This window comes from Zoogloea sp. (assembly GCF_030157465.1).
GTDB lineage: Bacteria > Pseudomonadota > Gammaproteobacteria > Burkholderiales > Rhodocyclaceae > Zoogloea.
This window is the reverse complement of the sequence record NZ_JAOAUU010000060.1, coordinates 119,056-133,732: the sequence shown is the minus strand read 5'-3', so window position 1 is coordinate 133,732 and position 14,677 is coordinate 119,056. Positions and strand designations below refer to the sequence as shown.

16 protein-coding genes are annotated in these 14,677 nt (G+C 70.5%); 3 read left to right on the top strand and 13 right to left on the bottom strand.

Annotation, left to right across the window (positions count from 1 at the left end):
* Positions 1-36 precede the first annotated feature (36 nt).
* From Q1W26_RS08620 to Q1W26_RS08610, 3 genes are all read left to right on the top strand, one after another.
* Positions 37-753, top strand: coding sequence for a phosphatase PAP2 family protein (locus Q1W26_RS08620; protein WP_300438505.1), 717 nt, complete (start codon positions 37-39; stop codon positions 751-753).
* A 227-nt stretch (positions 754-980) separates the two neighbouring features.
* On the top strand, positions 981-1,763 hold the full coding sequence (locus Q1W26_RS08615; protein WP_300438502.1) for a lysophospholipid acyltransferase family protein: 783 nt from the start codon (positions 981-983) through the stop codon (positions 1,761-1,763).
* Positions 1,760-2,527 carry a glycosyltransferase family 2 protein gene (locus Q1W26_RS08610; protein ID WP_300438499.1) on the top strand — a complete coding sequence of 256 codons (768 nt, stop codon included), beginning with the start codon at positions 1,760-1,762 and terminating at the stop codon, positions 2,525-2,527. The genes Q1W26_RS08615 and Q1W26_RS08610 overlap by 4 nt, the downstream gene beginning before the upstream one ends.
* Here Q1W26_RS08610 and fabG read toward each other — a convergent pair.
* From fabG to Q1W26_RS08545, 13 genes are all read right to left on the bottom strand, one after another.
* Positions 2,508-3,227, bottom strand: a complete 720-nt coding sequence (gene fabG / locus Q1W26_RS08605) for a 3-oxoacyl-ACP reductase FabG (RefSeq protein WP_300438497.1) — start codon at positions 3,225-3,227, stop codon at positions 2,508-2,510. The two genes, Q1W26_RS08610 and fabG, sit on opposite strands and share 20 nt — an antisense overlap.
* Positions 3,224-3,688, bottom strand: coding sequence for a 3-hydroxylacyl-ACP dehydratase (locus tag Q1W26_RS08600; protein WP_300438494.1), 465 nt, complete (start codon positions 3,686-3,688; stop codon positions 3,224-3,226). The genes fabG and Q1W26_RS08600 overlap by 4 nt, the downstream gene beginning before the upstream one ends.
* Positions 3,682-4,494, bottom strand: coding sequence for a beta-ketoacyl synthase chain length factor (locus tag Q1W26_RS08595; RefSeq protein ID WP_300438492.1), 813 nt, complete (start codon positions 4,492-4,494; stop codon positions 3,682-3,684). The genes Q1W26_RS08600 and Q1W26_RS08595 overlap by 7 nt, the downstream gene beginning before the upstream one ends.
* Positions 4,491-5,681, bottom strand: a complete 1,191-nt coding sequence (locus Q1W26_RS08590; RefSeq protein WP_300438490.1) for a beta-ketoacyl-[acyl-carrier-protein] synthase family protein — start codon at positions 5,679-5,681, stop codon at positions 4,491-4,493. Before Q1W26_RS08590 ends, Q1W26_RS08595 begins: the two co-directional genes overlap by 4 nt.
* 73 nt (positions 5,682-5,754) lie before the next feature.
* Positions 5,755-6,564 (bottom strand): polysaccharide deacetylase family protein, encoded by an 810-nt coding sequence (locus Q1W26_RS08585; protein WP_300438488.1) that lies wholly within the window; start codon positions 6,562-6,564, stop codon positions 5,755-5,757.
* Positions 6,561-8,948: an MMPL family transporter gene (locus Q1W26_RS08580; RefSeq protein WP_300438485.1), complete on the bottom strand. Its 2,388-nt coding sequence runs from the start codon at positions 8,946-8,948 to the stop codon at positions 6,561-6,563. The genes Q1W26_RS08585 and Q1W26_RS08580 overlap by 4 nt, the downstream gene beginning before the upstream one ends.
* Positions 8,945-9,517: a LolA-related protein gene (locus tag Q1W26_RS08575; protein WP_300438482.1), complete on the bottom strand. Its 573-nt coding sequence runs from the start codon at positions 9,515-9,517 to the stop codon at positions 8,945-8,947. Before Q1W26_RS08575 ends, Q1W26_RS08580 begins: the two co-directional genes overlap by 4 nt.
* Positions 9,514-10,458, bottom strand: coding sequence for an acyl-CoA synthetase (locus Q1W26_RS08570; RefSeq protein WP_300438479.1), 945 nt, complete (start codon positions 10,456-10,458; stop codon positions 9,514-9,516). Before Q1W26_RS08570 ends, Q1W26_RS08575 begins: the two co-directional genes overlap by 4 nt.
* Positions 10,455-10,751, bottom strand: a complete 297-nt coding sequence (locus Q1W26_RS08565; RefSeq protein ID WP_300438476.1) for a hypothetical protein — start codon at positions 10,749-10,751, stop codon at positions 10,455-10,457. Before Q1W26_RS08565 ends, Q1W26_RS08570 begins: the two co-directional genes overlap by 4 nt.
* Positions 10,748-12,094 carry an AMP-binding protein gene (locus Q1W26_RS08560; protein ID WP_300438474.1) on the bottom strand — a complete coding sequence of 449 codons (1,347 nt, stop codon included), beginning with the start codon at positions 12,092-12,094 and terminating at the stop codon, positions 10,748-10,750. The genes Q1W26_RS08565 and Q1W26_RS08560 overlap by 4 nt, the downstream gene beginning before the upstream one ends.
* Positions 12,091-12,774, bottom strand: a complete 684-nt coding sequence (locus tag Q1W26_RS08555; RefSeq protein ID WP_300438472.1) for a hypothetical protein — start codon at positions 12,772-12,774, stop codon at positions 12,091-12,093. Before Q1W26_RS08555 ends, Q1W26_RS08560 begins: the two co-directional genes overlap by 4 nt.
* A complete protein-coding gene (locus Q1W26_RS08550; RefSeq protein ID WP_300438470.1) occupies positions 12,771-13,061 on the bottom strand; it encodes a phosphopantetheine-binding protein in 291 nt (96 codons plus the stop codon). Before Q1W26_RS08550 ends, Q1W26_RS08555 begins: the two co-directional genes overlap by 4 nt.
* Positions 13,062-13,175: 114 nt before the next feature.
* The gene (locus Q1W26_RS08545; protein ID WP_300438467.1) at positions 13,176-14,555 is read right to left on the bottom strand and encodes an FAD-linked oxidase C-terminal domain-containing protein; all 1,380 of its coding nucleotides are present in this window, start codon (positions 14,553-14,555) and stop codon (positions 13,176-13,178) included.
* Positions 14,556-14,677: the final 122 nt, after the last annotated feature.

Below are 14,677 nucleotides of genomic sequence, written 5' to 3'. Positions count from 1 at the left end.
CGGCGTTCGCCGGTCGGTAGCCCCTGGTGGAGTCGAATGTCGGAATCACGCGCCTTGAGCGCCGGGACATCTGTTGTGTCGGCGGTGCCGTGGCATCGCGCGCTGCTGCAGCGCTTGGGTTATTTGTGGTGGTTGAAGGCCGTCGGCACGGCGCTGTTCATGGGCGCGTTTTTCGTGGCCTATCTGCATCTGCTGCATTTTCCGCGCTATCCCGTCACCGTCATGCCGCTCATCGCGGTGGACCGGGCCATCGGTTTTCAGCCGTGGGCGCTGGTGGCCTACGCGTCGCTGTGGGTCTACGTGGCCCTGCCGCCGGCGCTGGCGCCGACGCTGGCGCGGCTGTTCAGCTATGCGCGGCACATGGGCGGGCTGTGTCTGGCGGGGATTGTGGTGTTCGTGTTCTGGCCCACCGCGGTGCCGCCGGCCGACGTGGATTGGAGCCTCTACCCCGGCTATGGGCTGCTCAAGGGCATCGACGCCGGTGGCAATGCCTGCCCGTCGCTGCATGTGGCGACGGCCCTGTATTCGGCGATCTGGCTGGCCGCCGGGTTTCGCGAGGTGGGCGCCGCCCGCTGGGTGCGCGGCCTCAACTGGCTGTGGTGTGCGGCGATCGTCTTTTCGACGCTGGCCACCAAGCAGCACGTGATGCTCGACGTGCTGGCGGGTACGGCGCTGGCCCTGTTGGCCGCGGGGCTGTCGCCGGGCCTGCGCCGGGCCGGGGAAGGTAGCCGTGCCCGCCCGATTGCGGTATAACCCGCGCGGGTGGAGGCCGGGGGCTCGCGCTGGCCTGTGAATGCATTCGACGCCTGAACGTCGCCCGATGCCGGAACCCCGATCCTCGCTCCACGCCTGTCATTCCATCCGCCACGCCGATCCCGCCATGCGTTTGTCGCAAAACTCTCGCGTTCCATTCAGCCGCCCGGCGGAGGGCTCCGCATTGGCGCGGCCCGGCGGCGGGCGTGGTTCGTGCGTGACGATCGATGAGTAGTCTGGCCGCCCGGCTCGGCCGCAGCCTCTGGACTGCTTACGAATACATCGCGATGTTTGCCGGCCTGGGCGCGCTGGCGCTGTTGTGCCTCGCCTGGCTGCCTTTTGCGCTCGTGTGTTCGGTGCTGCCCGAGCGGGTGGGGCGCTTCGTCGGGCGGCGGGTGATCATGATCGGCTTTCGCGTTTACCTGCTTTTCCTGACGATCTTCTGCGCCTGCCGCTTCGATCTTTCCGCCCTCGACAGCCTGCGTCGCGAGCGCTCGCTGGTGCTCGTCGCCAACCATCCCTCGCTGCTCGACGTGGTGATGATCGTCTCGCGCCTGCCCGACGCCGTGTGCGTGATGAAGGCCGCGCTGATGGACAATATCCTGCTTGGCGCGGCCGCCCGGCTGGCCCGTTACATCCGTAACGACGCACCGGTCAGCATGGTCCGCCAGGCGCGCATCGCGCTGCAGCAGGGGGCCCACCTGGTGATCTTTCCGGAAGGCTCGCGCACCCGCAACTTTCCCATCGACGCCTGCACCGGCGCGTCCGGCCTGATCTCCCAGGCCGCCAAGGCGCCGCTGCAGGCGCTCGTCATCGAATTCAGTTCGCCCTATCTGGGCAAGAGCTGGCCGCTCTTTCGCAAGCCCGATCTGCCGCTGCGCTTTGGCATCCGCGTGGGCCGGCGCTTCGAGGTGCCCACCCACGCGCGTCGCTTCGCGCGGGAGCTGGAAGACTATTTTCGCGCCGAGCTGAGCGCCGACCCCACGCACGCCCACAACACGCCATCGTGACCGCCGCCTCCACCACCCATCTCGTCCTCATCCCCAGTTACAACCCCGGCGTGAAGCTGGACGACACCGTGCGCCAGGCGCGGCGGTTCTGGAATCCCGTGTGGGTCGTCGTCGATGGCAGCACCGACGGCAGCGCCGCGCGCCTGCAGGCCATGGCGGCGGCCGATTGCGGCCTGCGCATCATTGTGCTGCCGGAAAACCGCGGTAAGGGTTCCGCCGTGCTGGAAGGCCTGCGCGCGGCGCAGGCAGCGGGCTTCACTCACGTGCTGACGATGGATTCCGACGGCCAGCACCCGGCCGATCGTATCCCCGAATTCATGGCTGTGTCGGCCCGCAATCCGGGCTGCATGGTGCTCGGCAAGCCGGTGTTCGACGCCGCCGCGCCGCAGCTGCGGGTGAAGGGCCGGGAGATTTCCAACTGGTGGGCGAATCTCGAAACCTTGTGGGCAGGCATTGGCGATTCGCTGTTCGGCTTTCGCGTCTATCCGGTCGCGCCGCTCGAAAGAATCATGAGCCGCCAGCGCTGGATGCGCCGCTTCGATTTCGATCCGGAAGCCGTTGTGCGCCTGGCCTGGGCCGGCGTGCGTCCGATCAACCTGCCCGCTCCGGTGCGTTACTTTCGTGCCGACGAGGGAGGTGTCTCGCACTTCCGCTACTTCCGCGACAACCGCCTGCTCACCTGGATGCATTCCCGGCTGTTTGTCGGCTTTGTGCTGCGCCTGCCGCTGCTGCTTGCACGCAGGTTCAGACCATTCCGCCGTTGATCGAGAGGATCTGCCCGGTGATGTAGGCGGCCCGGTCGGAGGCCAGGAAGGCCACGAGATCGGCGACTTCCTCGGGCTGTCCGGCGCGTTTCATCGGCACGAGGCGGTCGATGGCGGCCTGATCGAAGCTGCCTTCGCTCATTTCGGTGGCGATGATGCCCGGTGCCACGGCATTGACGGTGACCTTGCGGCTGGCCAGCTCGAGCGCCAGCGATTTGGTGGCGGCGTGCAGCGCGCCCTTGGCCGCCGCGTAATTGACCTGCCCCCGGTTGCCGACCAGCCCGGCCACCGAGGTGATGGTGATGATGCGCCCCCAGCGGGTGCGGATCATCGGCAGGGTGAGCGGCTGGGTGACGTTGTAAAAACCGTTGAGATTGACATCCATCACCATGTGCCACTGCTCCGCGCCCATGCCGGGGAAGACCGCGTCGGCGTGCAGGCCGGCGTTGTTCACCAGGATTTGCACCGGGCCGGCGACGAGGATTGCGTCGAGGGCGGCGGAGGTGGCGGCAGCGTCGGTGATGTCGAACGCGACGGCTTCGGCCGAGCCACCGGCGGCGACGATCCCGGCCACCACGGCGGCGGCCTGGTCGCGCCGGCGGTTGGCGTGGACGATGACGTGATGGCCGTCGGCGCCGAGCCGGCGCGCGATGGCGGCACCGATGCCGCCGCTGGCGCCGGTGACGAGGGCGCGTTTCATGAGGGTTCTCCGGTTGTGGCTTTGTGCTCGAGGGCGTCGGCGTCGAGCACCACCGCCGCGCGGCCTTCCACCAGCGGCGTGCCGCCGGCCGAGACGCTGAAGCGGTAGAGCACCTGGTTGGCATCGCCCGACAGGCGTTCGGCCTCGATCAGCAGATCGTCGGGCTGATCGTCGAGGCGCATTGCGTGAAAGCTCACGCCGCGAACGCTGACCAGATAGCCCTGGCGCGGCGCTGCGCCTGCGTCGGCGATCAGGCCGCCGTGCAGGGCCATGGCCTGGGCGGCGTATTCGATGCCGGCGGCGATGCCGAGCTGCGTGTCGCTGCAAAGCGGATTGCCCGGCTGGCGGTGGCTGCCGCTGGTGCAGCGGATGGCGTCCGGGGTCCAGTCGAGCACGGTGTCGAGCAGGCACATGTCGGCCTGGTGGGGGATGCGGGCAGCGATGGCCTGGCGGTCTAGCACGGCGCGGGCCCGAACGTGAGGCTGACGGCGAGGCTGAGGGGGGCGAGGTAATCGAGGTGTGCCCGCCCCGGCGTGCCGCTTGCCAGCAGCTGGAGCAGTGGAAGGCCGCGCAAGGCCGGGATGGCCAGGCGCAGCGCCTCCAGCGCCGGGTCGGCGAGGAGCGTGGCGGGGGCGTCGGTGAGTTCGACGGAAATCTGCGCGAGGCTCTGCGGGGTGGGTTCGGGGCTCAGTACCAGGCCGATGCCGGCGGCGTCGGGAATCGGGCGGAAGGCGAAGAGCGGCGCGGGGTGTTCGGCGTCGTAGGCGATCAGCAGGGTGGGGGTGTGGCTGCTGGCGGCTTCGACGAGGGCTTCGAGCAGGCCGGCCGAGAAGCTGCCGTCGTAGGCACACAACGACTGGCTGGGCGCCATCGAGCCGGTGGCGATGCCCCAGTAGCCGGCGGGGGTGTTGTGGAGCGAGTTGTGAAAGCGGGTCGGCGACACGCGGGGGTCGTCGGAGGCCAGGGTTTCGCACAGGGCGACGCAGTTGTGGCAGTCGGCGGTGGAGGCCGAGAGCACGGCCGGCAGGCGGCGGGCGTCGGCGCCGGCGTGTTCGATGGCGGCGAGGCCGCTGGCCAGGGCGACGCGCACGATACGGCTGGCGCGGCGACGCTCGGCGGGCGGCAGCAGGGCCGGCGCGGGCAGCACGCTGGGGGCCGGCGCGTAGGGCGTGCGGCCGGCCAGCACGTGAGCGGCAGTGGCCCAGTCGGGCAGGCCGGGGGCGATCAGGCCGACGCCTTCGATCCAGGCGGTGAGGGTGTGGCTCATGCGCCCCTCCCGAAAACGAGGCTGCAGTTGCTGCCGCCGAAACCGAAGGAATTGTTCATGGCGCGCTTGACCGGGGCGTCGCGGCTGGCGAGCAGGTAGTCGAGGTGCAGCGCCGGATCGAGCTGGCGGGTGTTGGCGCTGCCGGGCAGGAGACCGTCGGTGAGGGCCAGCGCGCAGACCACGGCTTCGAGGGCACCGGCGGCGCCGAGGGTGTGGCCGGTGAGGCCCTTGGTGGAGCTGCACGGCACGCGGCCGTCGAACAGCGCGCCGACGGCACAGCCTTCGGCCGCGTCGTTGTTGAGGGTGGCGGTGCCGTGGAGGTTGATGTAGTCGATGGCGGCGGGCGTCAGGCGGGCGTCGGCGAGGGCGGCTTCCATGGCCATGCGCGCGCCGAGGCCTTCGGGGTGGGGCGAGGACATGTGGTAGGCGTCGCTGGATTCGCCGCAGCCAAGGAGCAGTACGGCTCCGGCGTCGGGCGTGGCCGGCGGGCGCTCGAGCAGCGCGAAGGCGGCGGCTTCGCCCACCGAGATGCCCTGGCGTGCGGCGTCGTAGGGGCGACAGGGCTCGGGGGCGGTGAGTTCGAGGGAGGCGAAGCCGTGCAGGGTGGTCAGGCACAGGCTGTCGACGCCGCCGACGACGGCCGCGTCGATGAGCCCGGCGTGGATCATGCGCGCGGCGGCGGCAAACACTTTGGCGGATGACGAGCAGGCGGTGGAGACGACCGCGGCCGGCCCTTCGAGCCCGAACCAAGCGCGCACGAAGGCCGCCAGCGAGTAGGTGCTGTGGGCGCCGTGGTAGTTGAAACTGGCGGGCAGCGCGCCGCTGGCGTCCCGGTGGCGGAAGGCGATTTCGGTTTCGAGGATGCCGGAGGTGCTGGTGCCGAGGATCACGCCGACCCGGCGCAGACCGTGGCGGGCGATGCTGTCGCGCACCGCGGCGTCGAAGCCGTCGGCCTGCAGCCCGCGCAGGGCCAGGCGGTTGTTGCGGCAGTCGTAATCGGCAAAGGGGGCGGGCAGCGGGGCGTCGTCCAAACCTGCGACTTCGCCTATCCAGGTGGGCAGCGCGGTGCCGTCGAAGTGGCAGGGCGCGAGGCCGCCGATGCCTGTCCGCAGCGCCTGGCGAAAGGGCGCAAGGCCGTCGCCGACGCAACTGACCTGGGTGTAGTGGGGAAGGTGGAGAGGGGTCACGGTTCGGCGCGCGGATGGAGTCGGCGGAGTTTACCAGAATGACTATCGGGCCCATCCGGCCGGGCGCGCTGGGTCAGGGGCAGGCGGCGGCGAGGGTGACGGGGGTGAGGCCGGCTGCGCGGATGCGGGCCAGCAGGGGGGGCAGCACGGCGAGGATGACGGCCTGGCCGTCCGGGCCGCGGGCGGCGTTGCCGTCGTGGAGGAGCAGGATGTCGCCAGCGGCGAGTGTGCTTGGGCCATCGCCGGCGAGGCGGGCGAGCACCCGGGCCGGGTTGCCGTTGCGGGTGTCGTAGGCGCGGCGTGTCCAGGTGGCGAGGCGCAGGTCGAGGCGTGCCAGCACCGGGTCGAGGAAGGGGTTGCGCAGGCCGGCGGGGGCGCGGAAGAAGCGCGGCGGGCGGCCGGTGAGGCCGCCGAGGGTGGCCTGGGCGGCCGCGACTTCGGCGTGCATACCCTTGAAGCCAAAGGTCGAGAAGCGCTTCCAGTGATGTTCGCTGTGGTTTTCGATGGCATGGCCGCGGGCGACGATGTCGCGCACGAGGGCCGGGTGGGCGGCGGCGCGGCGGCCGATGCAGAAGAAGGTGGCCTTGGCGCCGGCGGCGTCGAGGATGTCGAGCACCTGCGGCGTGACCTGCGGGTCGGGGCCGTCGTCGATGGTCAGGGCGATTTCGCGGCGGGCGATGGCGGCCGGCGGCAGGCGGGTGAGGTTGGGGCCGAGCAGGCGGCTGCGCGGCAGCAGCCCGGCGAGGGCGAGGACGAGGTGGTCGGCGACCAGCGCGCCGACGGCAAGCTCCCACGCCGACGGGGCGATGAGAAGGCTAGCGCCCGCCGCGGCGTGAAGGCCGAGGCTGAACGTGATGAACGGGCTGGGTCGCCAGCGCTTCATGGCGGGCTGCGGCCCTTGGGCGGGCGGGCCAGGATCGCCGAGAGCAGCAGCGTGAGCACCGCGCCGGGGCCGACGGTGACGCCGATGGCCTGGAGCACCGGCACCGGCGAGACGCCGAGGATGCCGAAGCCGATCACCGTGGCGAGGTTGGCGAGGAGCAGCGAGGCGAGGGTGCGCGGATCGTCGGCGGGGTTGTCGTCGGCCCGGTTGAAGAACAGCGCGTAGTTGGAGCCGACGGCGACGATGAGCAGCATGCCGACCAGGTGCAGCAGGGTGAGTTGGGTGCCGGCCAGGGCGAGGCCGGCCATCACCAGCAGTTCGGCCACCAGCAGCGGTGCGATGACGCGCCACAGGCGGCCGGGGTTGCGCAGACTGACGGCCATCAGCACCACGATGGCGAAGCTGCCGGCCAGGGACAGCAGGATCGCTTCGTCCAGGTAGGCCTGATAGAGATTGGTGGATTCGCTGAAGATGTCGACGAACAGGGCGCCGGTCTCGCCATCCTGGGCGAGGGCGGCACGGATCGGCGCAGGGTCGAGAGGCGCATCGCCGGCCGGGGCGCGCAGCGGCATCAGCACCGTCCAGCCGTCAGCGCGCCGGAGCAGCAGGGTGTCGACGGCCAGTGCCAGGGTTGAGCCGTGCAGGGATTCGGGGCTGAGCAGCGGCTGGTGGCGGGCGGCGTCCACGGCATCGAGGAAAGGGCTGAGTTTGTCGGCCTTGAGGGGCAGGCCTTCGAGGGCGGCATCGAGGCGGCGGGCCAGTTCGGCGCGCTCGGGCAGGGCTTGCCGGCGGGCCTCCTGGGTGGCGCTGGCGGGCAGGAAGCGGGCCGGGCTTTCGTAGCCGCCGAGGGTGCCTGCCTCCACAAGTCCGTCGAGACGCCGCCCGGTGCGCTCGGCGGCGGCGAGGGCGCTTTCCCGGTCGGCGGCCTTGAGCACGACGAGGTAGCGCAGGTCGGGGGCGCCGAGGTCGGCCCGCAGGCTCCGGTCGATGGCCTGGTCGGCCTCGGAAACCGGGCTGAGGCCGGACAGGCTGGCATTCCACACCCGGTCGTGGTGGGCGGCGAGGATGGCAACTGCGGCCACGGCGAGCACCGCCACCAGCGGGCGCAGGCGCGGCAGGCGGCGCCACAGGCCGGCCATGGCGAGGCCGACCGGGCTGATGTCGCGGATCGGCAGCGTGGCCGGGCAGAGGTGCGGCAGCACGAAGCGGGTGATCGCGGCGGCGCTGACGAGACCGGCGATGGAATAGAGGCCGAGCTGGGCGAGGCCGGGAAAGCCGGAAAAAAGCAGCGAGGCGAAGCCGATTGCCGAGGTGAATACGCCGAGCCGGATGGTGGGCCAGAAGCGTTCCATCCAGTTGCCCTGGCTGCCGTCGCGCCGGGCGCTGTCGGACTGGACAAAGTAGTAGATGCTGTAATCGACCGCTTCGCCGATGAGGGTGGTGCCGAAGCCGATGGTGAGCCCATGCACGCTGCCGAAGCCGAGGGACACGGCGGCGATGCCGGCCAGCGCGCCGCTGGCCACCGGCAGCAGGCCGAGGGCGACGGCGGTGAGGGAGCGGTAAATGATGAGCAGCAGGCAGACCACCGCGGCGCTGCCGAGGGTGGACAGGCGCACGGCTTCGGACTGGATGGCGGCGCGGGAATTGACGGCGAAGACGGGGGCGCCGGAGATGAGCACGCGGGCTTCGGGGGGCTGCGCGGCCTTGGCGAGGGCGGCGAAATCGCTGTGTACGCGCTCGATGGCGGCTTCCTGGGCGTCGGTGTCGGAGCCCGCGGCGCGGGTTTGCAGCATCAGGATGGCGCGCGTGCCGTCCTTCGAGGCCCACACGCCGTGCTGGCTGGCGGGGCCGCCCTGGGTGTCGAGGCTGCCGATCAGCTCGACCATTTCGCCGGTCGGGTCGCGGGGCAGCAGTTGCTTGAGCATCATGCCGGCGGGCGAGCCGAGCAGCTCGATGCTGTTTTCGATGGCGGCCCTGAGACCGACGGGGCTGAAGTGTTCCGGCGTGACCGCGGGGCTCAGCAGATATCGGTTGGAGAACAGGATTTCCCGGTCGATGGCGAGGGTGGCGGCGTCGCCGTTGCGCACCGAGACGAACAGGCCGCCGTCCTGCAAATGTTTGGCGAGCGCGCGGGACAGCCCGGCACGGGCTTCCGGCGTGCTGCCTTCGATGCCGACCAGCAGCAGGCGCGACAGCACGCCTTCGGTGAGCTGGTCGACGAGCAGTTGCTGGGCCGGAGTGGGGCTGCGCGGCAGGAAGGCGGACATGTCCGCGGTGTAATCGGCGCGCAGGGCCAGCACCGCGCAGGCGACGAGGCCGCAGAGCCAGACCAGTACGGCGCGGGGAATCCGGGCCCGTGCGCCGGGCTTGAGCGGCAGGTTCATTGGCCGGGGATGGGGGCGATGGTCATCACGGCGCGGTCGCCGTCGGCCTGCAGGTATTCGACGCTGAGCACCTGGTCGCGCTTGCCGCCGATGGTGATGCGGGTGACGAGTTCGGCGATGCGCGGGTTGCTTGGCGATAGGTTCAGCGTCCAGCTGTCGCGGGTGCCTGAGAGGTGCAGGGCGTAGTTGCGTTCGAGGGCCGCACGGTCGCCGGAGAGGGTGCCGCGGATGCTGGCGGCGAAGGCGAGGATTTCGGGCTGCTCGGCGAGGCGCAGGGTGAATTTGTGCTTGCCGCGCTCGACGGTGATCTGGTCCTTGTCGAGCAGCAGGTAGTCGGGCTTGGGCGCGAGGGTGCGCTTTTCCAGGTAGTCGGGGGCAACGTAGCGCATTTCGCCCGAGGAGACGACCGGGCGATCGAGCAGGGCGATGTATTTTTTTTCGGTGAATACGGCCCGCCCGCCGGGGTTGCGGGCGAGTTCGCCCATCAGGCTGGCGATGTTCCAGGCGGCGAGGGCCGGGGGGCAGCACAGTGCGAGGGCGAGGGCGGCGAGGAGCTGGCGGAGGTTCATGGTGGGGTGTCGTCGGCGCCAGCGGCGCGCCAGAAGTCGAAGAAGTTGAACCAGTTGAAGGGGGCGCTGCGGGCGCGCTCCGCCAGCAGGGCGGCGTAGTGTTGCTGGGCGGCGGCGATGGCGGCGTCGCGGGATTTGCGGTCGACCTCGCCGAAGTCGGCAAGTTGCGAGAACTCCACCCGGTAGCGCGCGCCGCCCAGGTGCAGGCCGCTCATGAAGATCACCGGGCGGCGCAGTATGGCGGCGAGACGGAAGGGCCCGACGGGGAAGGCGGCGGGGCCGCCGAGGAAGGGCTGCGGAGCCGTGGCGTCGAGGCGCGGGGCGCGGTCGGCAAGAATGCCGATCATCTGGCCGGCGTCGAGGCGGTCGCGCAGCTCGAGCATGGAGTCGAGGTGCCCGAGGGCGAGCATGTCCTGGGTGGCGGCGGGGTTGATGGTGGCGAGGACGCTGTTGATCTTGCGGGCGTTTTCTTCGTGCATGAGCATGCACACGGCGCGGTCGGTGTTGTGGCGGCCGAGGGCGCGGAGCACTTCGAAGCTGCCCAGGTGGGCGCCGAAGAGCAGCAGGCCGCGACCGTCGGCGAGGGCGGCGTCGACGAGTTCGGCGCCCTTGATCTCGATGTCGAAGCTGTCGAAGCGGCCGTTGAGGAAGTAGATCCGGTCGTGGATGGTGGTGGCGAAGGTGAACACGTGCCGGTAGCGCTCGGCGAGCGTGGGCGGGCGGCCGAGGATGCGCGTCAGGTAGCCCCGCGAGGCGCGCCCGGCAGCGGGGGCGAAGAGCAGGAAGTAGGCGGCGATGCCGTGGAGGACGACGCGGCTGGCGCGGCGCCCCAGGGTGAGTGACAGCCAGACCATGAAGCGCATGACGGCCGCGCTGCTGCGCTCGGCCTGGCGGGTCCAGGTGGCTGCGGTGGCCGGCGGGGTGCCCGCCGGCTGGCTCACGGCGCGGCTCCGAAGGTGAAGCTGCCGCTGGCGACGGTGGTTTCGCCGAGGCGGATTTCGAAGCCCATCCCGCGGGCGGTGGCCGGGGCGAAGCGGAAGACGAGTTCGGCGCCGGGCGGCACCGGCTGGAAGAACTTGGCGCTGGCGAGGCCGCGAATGGCTTGCCCGGCGGCGAGCGGGGCGAGGCGCATGGCCTGGTCGATCAGCACCACGCCGGGCAGGATCGGGCGGCCGGGGAAGTGGCCGGGAAAGGCGGGGTGGTCGGACGGGACCGTCCAGCGGATTTTGTTCATCGGGCGGATCCGTGACCCGCAGCGTAGGCGGCAAACAGCGCCGCCAGATCGGCGCGGGGCAGTTTGCTGGCGGCGTTGCGCGGCAGGCGGTCGACGAAGATCAGCGGACGCGGCAGGAAGATCGGGTCGATGTGCAGGCGCAGCGCGGCGAGGATGTCGCGGGTGGTGAGGCCGGGGGCGACGACGGCGGCGCGCAGGCGGGTGACGTGGTCGTCGGGTTCGTCGTCGGGCATCAGGAAGGCGCCGTCGATAACGCCGGGGATGCCGCAGAGTTGTTCGTTGAGGTAGGCGAGGGAGGTGCGCTTGCCGGCGATGTTGATGAGATCGGCGTCGCGGCCGTGGAGGATGAAGTGGTGTTCGTCGACGGGTTCGAGCACGTCGCCGAGGGGTACCAGGCCTTCCACGTGGCCGCCGCTGGCGGCGTGGCGCTCGCCGAGGGGCGACAGGCGCACGTCGTCGAGAAGGTGCCAGAGGCGGGTGGCGGTGGAGCGCCGGCTGGCGAGCTGGCCGGTTTCGGTGCAGCCGTAGATTTCGAGCAGCGGCGCACCGAAGGCGGCTTCGGCACGACGGGCGAGGTCTTCCGAGAGCGGCGCCGTGGCGGACAGGATGAAGTCGAGGGGCGGCACGGCGACGTCGGCGTCGAGCAGCGCGCGCAGGTGGAAGGGCGTGGTGACGAGGGCGCGCGGGCGCGGTACGGCAGCCAGCGCGGCGGCGATGTCGGCGGGGTAGAAGGGATGTCCGCTGGAGAGCGCGGCGCCACCGTGGAGGCAGATCAGCACCGTGGATTCGAAGCCGTACATGTGCTGGGCCGGCACGGTGCCGACGAGGGCGTGGCCGGCGGCGCCGAGGCGCTCGGCGGCGGCGAGGCCGTTGGTGACGAGGGAACCCCAGGTTTTATGGTGGGTGCCGGGCACGCCGGTGGAGCCGGAGGTGTAGACGTGGGCGATGACCTGGTCGACAGGGATGAGCGGCACCGGGAGATGGCCGCTGCCGACCGGTGCGGGGGGCGGGAAGGCGAGGCTGGGGAGGGTGCCGACGGCGCCCTGTCCGTCATGGAGGCAGACGAGATCGGGGGTGGCGGCGGCGAGCCGGGCGATGGTTTCTTCGGTGAGGTTGGGGGGCAGCAGGCTGACCCGCCCGCTGACCGCCGCGGCAGAGAGGCCGACGAGAAAGTGGTAGCGGTTCTGGCAGACGTTGAGGATGTGTCCGCCGGGGGGAAAAAGCTCGGCGAGCCGGGCCACGTCGGCGAGGAAGCGGTCGCGGCTGACCGGGCCGTCGGGGCACCAGGCGACGATGCTGTCCGGGGTCGGGTGGTCGGTGAGCGGGAGGCTTTGGGGCGTCATTGCCGGATCGGGGGGCCGGGGCGGGTGCTGGCCATGTAGGCGCGGATCGATTCGACGATGCCGTGCCGCTCTTCGGGCGGCAGCGCGACGCGCCGGATCAGGCCTTCGACGATGAACATCAGCGCCAGCGAGGGCAGGTAGAAAAGGTTGGAGAAGAAAGACCAGACGGCGGCCGGGGCGACGGCGTAGAGCAGCGCGGAGGTGGCGGCCGAAAGCACGAAAAACGCGGTCCAGGCGAGCGTGAGCCGGCGAGTGTAGCGCGCCACAAGCGGGCTGACTGCAGGCTGGAGCGCGGCGGCGAAGGCGGTGCAGGCGGGGGTGCGCCCGCCGACGAGGGTGCGCCCGAACCACAGGGCGAGCGTCAGGTTGGTGGCGAGGTACTGGGTGAGGTAGAGCCCGCGGAGATGGCCGCCGGGCTGAAGGCCGAGGCGGTGCTGCAAGGCGGGCCAGAAAAAGGTGGCGAATAGAGCGAGGGCAAGCCCGCCGAGGGCGGCGGCAAGGGGGCCGAACCGCCGGGCAACGAGGCCGAGCCCGATGCCGAGGGCCGGCAGCAGCGTGACCGCCACGGCCCAGTTTGCGGCGTTGGGGATGGTGCTGACGTAGTGAACCAGGCCGTCGTAGGCGACGAGAAGGAGGGCGGGCAACAACAGCGCAAGGAGCGGCTCGCGCGGGCCGGTCATGCCTCGAGCTGGCTGACCACGTAGTCGGTCAGGTTGCGCAGGGAGCTGAAGATGGTGGTGTTGTTGTCGTTGTCGGCGCGCAGCTGGATGCCGTAGCGCTTGGAGATGACCAGGGCGATCTCTAGGATGTCGATGGAGTCGAGGCCGAGGCCTTCGCCGAAGAGGGGGGCGTCGGGGTCGATCTCGTCGGGCGTCATTTCCAGGCCCAGGGCGGTCACGATGATTTCTGCGATGTCGGCAATGGACGGAGGGGGAGTCTGCGCGGCGTCGGTGGGCGTCGTGGTCATGGTGTTCCGGATGGTTTGGCGGGCGGGGTGTTGCATGCGCCTTGGGCGGGGAGCAATTTTATCACGAGCCCGCGCACGCAGGCCCGGGGGTGGATGCGTGCGCAGGCTTGGCGCTTAGCCGGGCAGGGCAAAAATCTTGCCCGGATTCATCATGTTCAGCGGATCGAGGGCGGCTTTGAGGCTCTGCATCACGGCCACGCCTTCGCCGTGTTCGGCGAGCAGGAAATCGCGCTTGCCGATGCCGATGCCATGTTCGCCGGTGCAGGTGCCGTCGAGGGCGAGGGCGCGCTCGACGATGCGCCGGCCGAGTTCTTCCGAGGCGTGAACCTGGGCAGGGTCGTCCGGCGTGGTGAGGATCACGACGTGGAAGTTGCCGTCGCCCACGTGGCCGACGATGGGGGCGATGAGGCCGCTCTGGGCGATGTCTTGCTGGGTGCCGGCGATGGCTTCGGCCAGGCGCGAGATGGGCACGCAGACATCGGTGGAAATGCCGCGGCAGCCGGGCAGCAGGTTGAGGCTGGCGAAGAGCACGTCGTGGCGGGCCTGCCACAGGCGGGTGCGGTCTTCGGGGCGGGTGGCCCATTCGAAATCCTGGCCGCCGTTGTCGCGGGCGATGTCCTGCACGGTGTGGGCCTGCTCCTCGACGCCGGTGGGCGAGCCGTGGAATTCGAAGAACAGCATCGGCGATTCGCGCAGCGTGGTTTTGCTGTAGCGATTGACCGCCTGCACGGTGAGGGCGTCGAGCAGTTCGATGCGCGCCACCGGCACGCCGAGCTGGATGGTCTGGATGACGGTGCGCACGGCGCTGGCGACATCCGGGAAGGCGCAGGTGGCGCTGGATACGGCTTCGGGCAGCGGGTGCAGGCGCACGGTGAGTTCGGTGATGATGCCGAGCGTGCCTTCCGAGCCCACGAAAAGGCGGGTGAGATCGTAGCCGGCCGACGATTTGCGCGAGCGGCCGCCGGTGCGGATGACGCGGCCGTCCGCCAGAACGACTTCCAGCCCGAGCACGTTTTCGCGCATGGTGCCGTAGCGCACGGCGTTGGTGCCGGAGGCGCGGGTCGAGGCCATGCCGCCCAGCGACGCGTCGGCGCCCGGATCGATCGGAAAGAACAGGCCGCTGCCGTGCAGCGCGGCGTTGAGCGTCTTGCGCGTCACGCCGGGCTGGACGACGGCGTCCATGTCTTCGTCGTGAATGGCGACCACCTGCTTCATCTCCGACAGGTCGATACTGAGCCCGCCGTGGGTGGCGAGAATGTGCCCTTCGAGCGAACTGCCGACGCCGAAGGGGATCAGCGGCACGCGGTGTTCGCGGCACAGATTGACGATTTCGACCACCTCGGCGGTGGAATGCGGCCACACCACGCCGTCGGGCAGGGCGTCGGAAAAATGGGATTCGTCGTGGCCGTGGTGGGCGCGCACGGCTTCGGCGGCCGAAAAGCGCTTGCCGAAGCGGTCGGCGAGGGCGCGGGCGAAAGTGTCGGGCAAGGGCATGGGATCGGTACGTAAAAGCGGCAAACCGCTAGGTTAGCGCGCTTTTCCTGCGTCCTTCCACCCATGCGCTGCGCCGCGCGGCCATTTCCCCCGGTAAACTCGCCCGCAGTAAACTTCCCGTT

Bases quoted from the DNA above. Each gene is read 5' to 3' on its own strand.
- Q1W26_RS08615 (WP_300438502.1), top strand. From the start codon at position 981: ATGAGTAGTCTGGCCGCCCGGCTCGGCCGCAGCCTCTGGACTGCTTAC.
- Q1W26_RS08555 (WP_300438472.1), bottom strand. From the start codon at position 12,774: ATGACCGGCCCGCGCGAGCCGCTCCTTGCGCTGTTGTTGCCCGCCCTC.
- Q1W26_RS08560 (WP_300438474.1), bottom strand. From the start codon at position 12,094: ATGACGCCCCAAAGCCTCCCGCTCACCGACCACCCGACCCCGGACAGC.
- Q1W26_RS08595 (WP_300438492.1), bottom strand. From the start codon at position 4,494: ATGAGCCACACCCTCACCGCCTGGATCGAAGGCGTCGGCCTGATCGCC.
- Q1W26_RS08585 (WP_300438488.1), bottom strand. From the start codon at position 6,564: ATGAAGCGCTGGCGACCCAGCCCGTTCATCACGTTCAGCCTCGGCCTT.
- Q1W26_RS08575 (WP_300438482.1), bottom strand. From the start codon at position 9,517: ATGAACCTCCGCCAGCTCCTCGCCGCCCTCGCCCTCGCACTGTGCTGC.
- Q1W26_RS08550 (WP_300438470.1), bottom strand. From the start codon at position 13,061: ATGACCACGACGCCCACCGACGCCGCGCAGACTCCCCCTCCGTCCATT.
- Q1W26_RS08620 (WP_300438505.1), top strand. From the start codon at position 37: ATGTCGGAATCACGCGCCTTGAGCGCCGGGACATCTGTTGTGTCGGCG.
- fabG (WP_300438497.1), bottom strand. From the start codon at position 3,227: ATGAAACGCGCCCTCGTCACCGGCGCCAGCGGCGGCATCGGTGCCGCC.
- Q1W26_RS08580 (WP_300438485.1), bottom strand. From the start codon at position 8,948: ATGAACCTGCCGCTCAAGCCCGGCGCACGGGCCCGGATTCCCCGCGCC.
- Q1W26_RS08565 (WP_300438476.1), bottom strand. From the start codon at position 10,751: ATGAACAAAATCCGCTGGACGGTCCCGTCCGACCACCCCGCCTTTCCC.
- Q1W26_RS08545 (WP_300438467.1), bottom strand. From the start codon at position 14,555: ATGCCCTTGCCCGACACTTTCGCCCGCGCCCTCGCCGACCGCTTCGGC.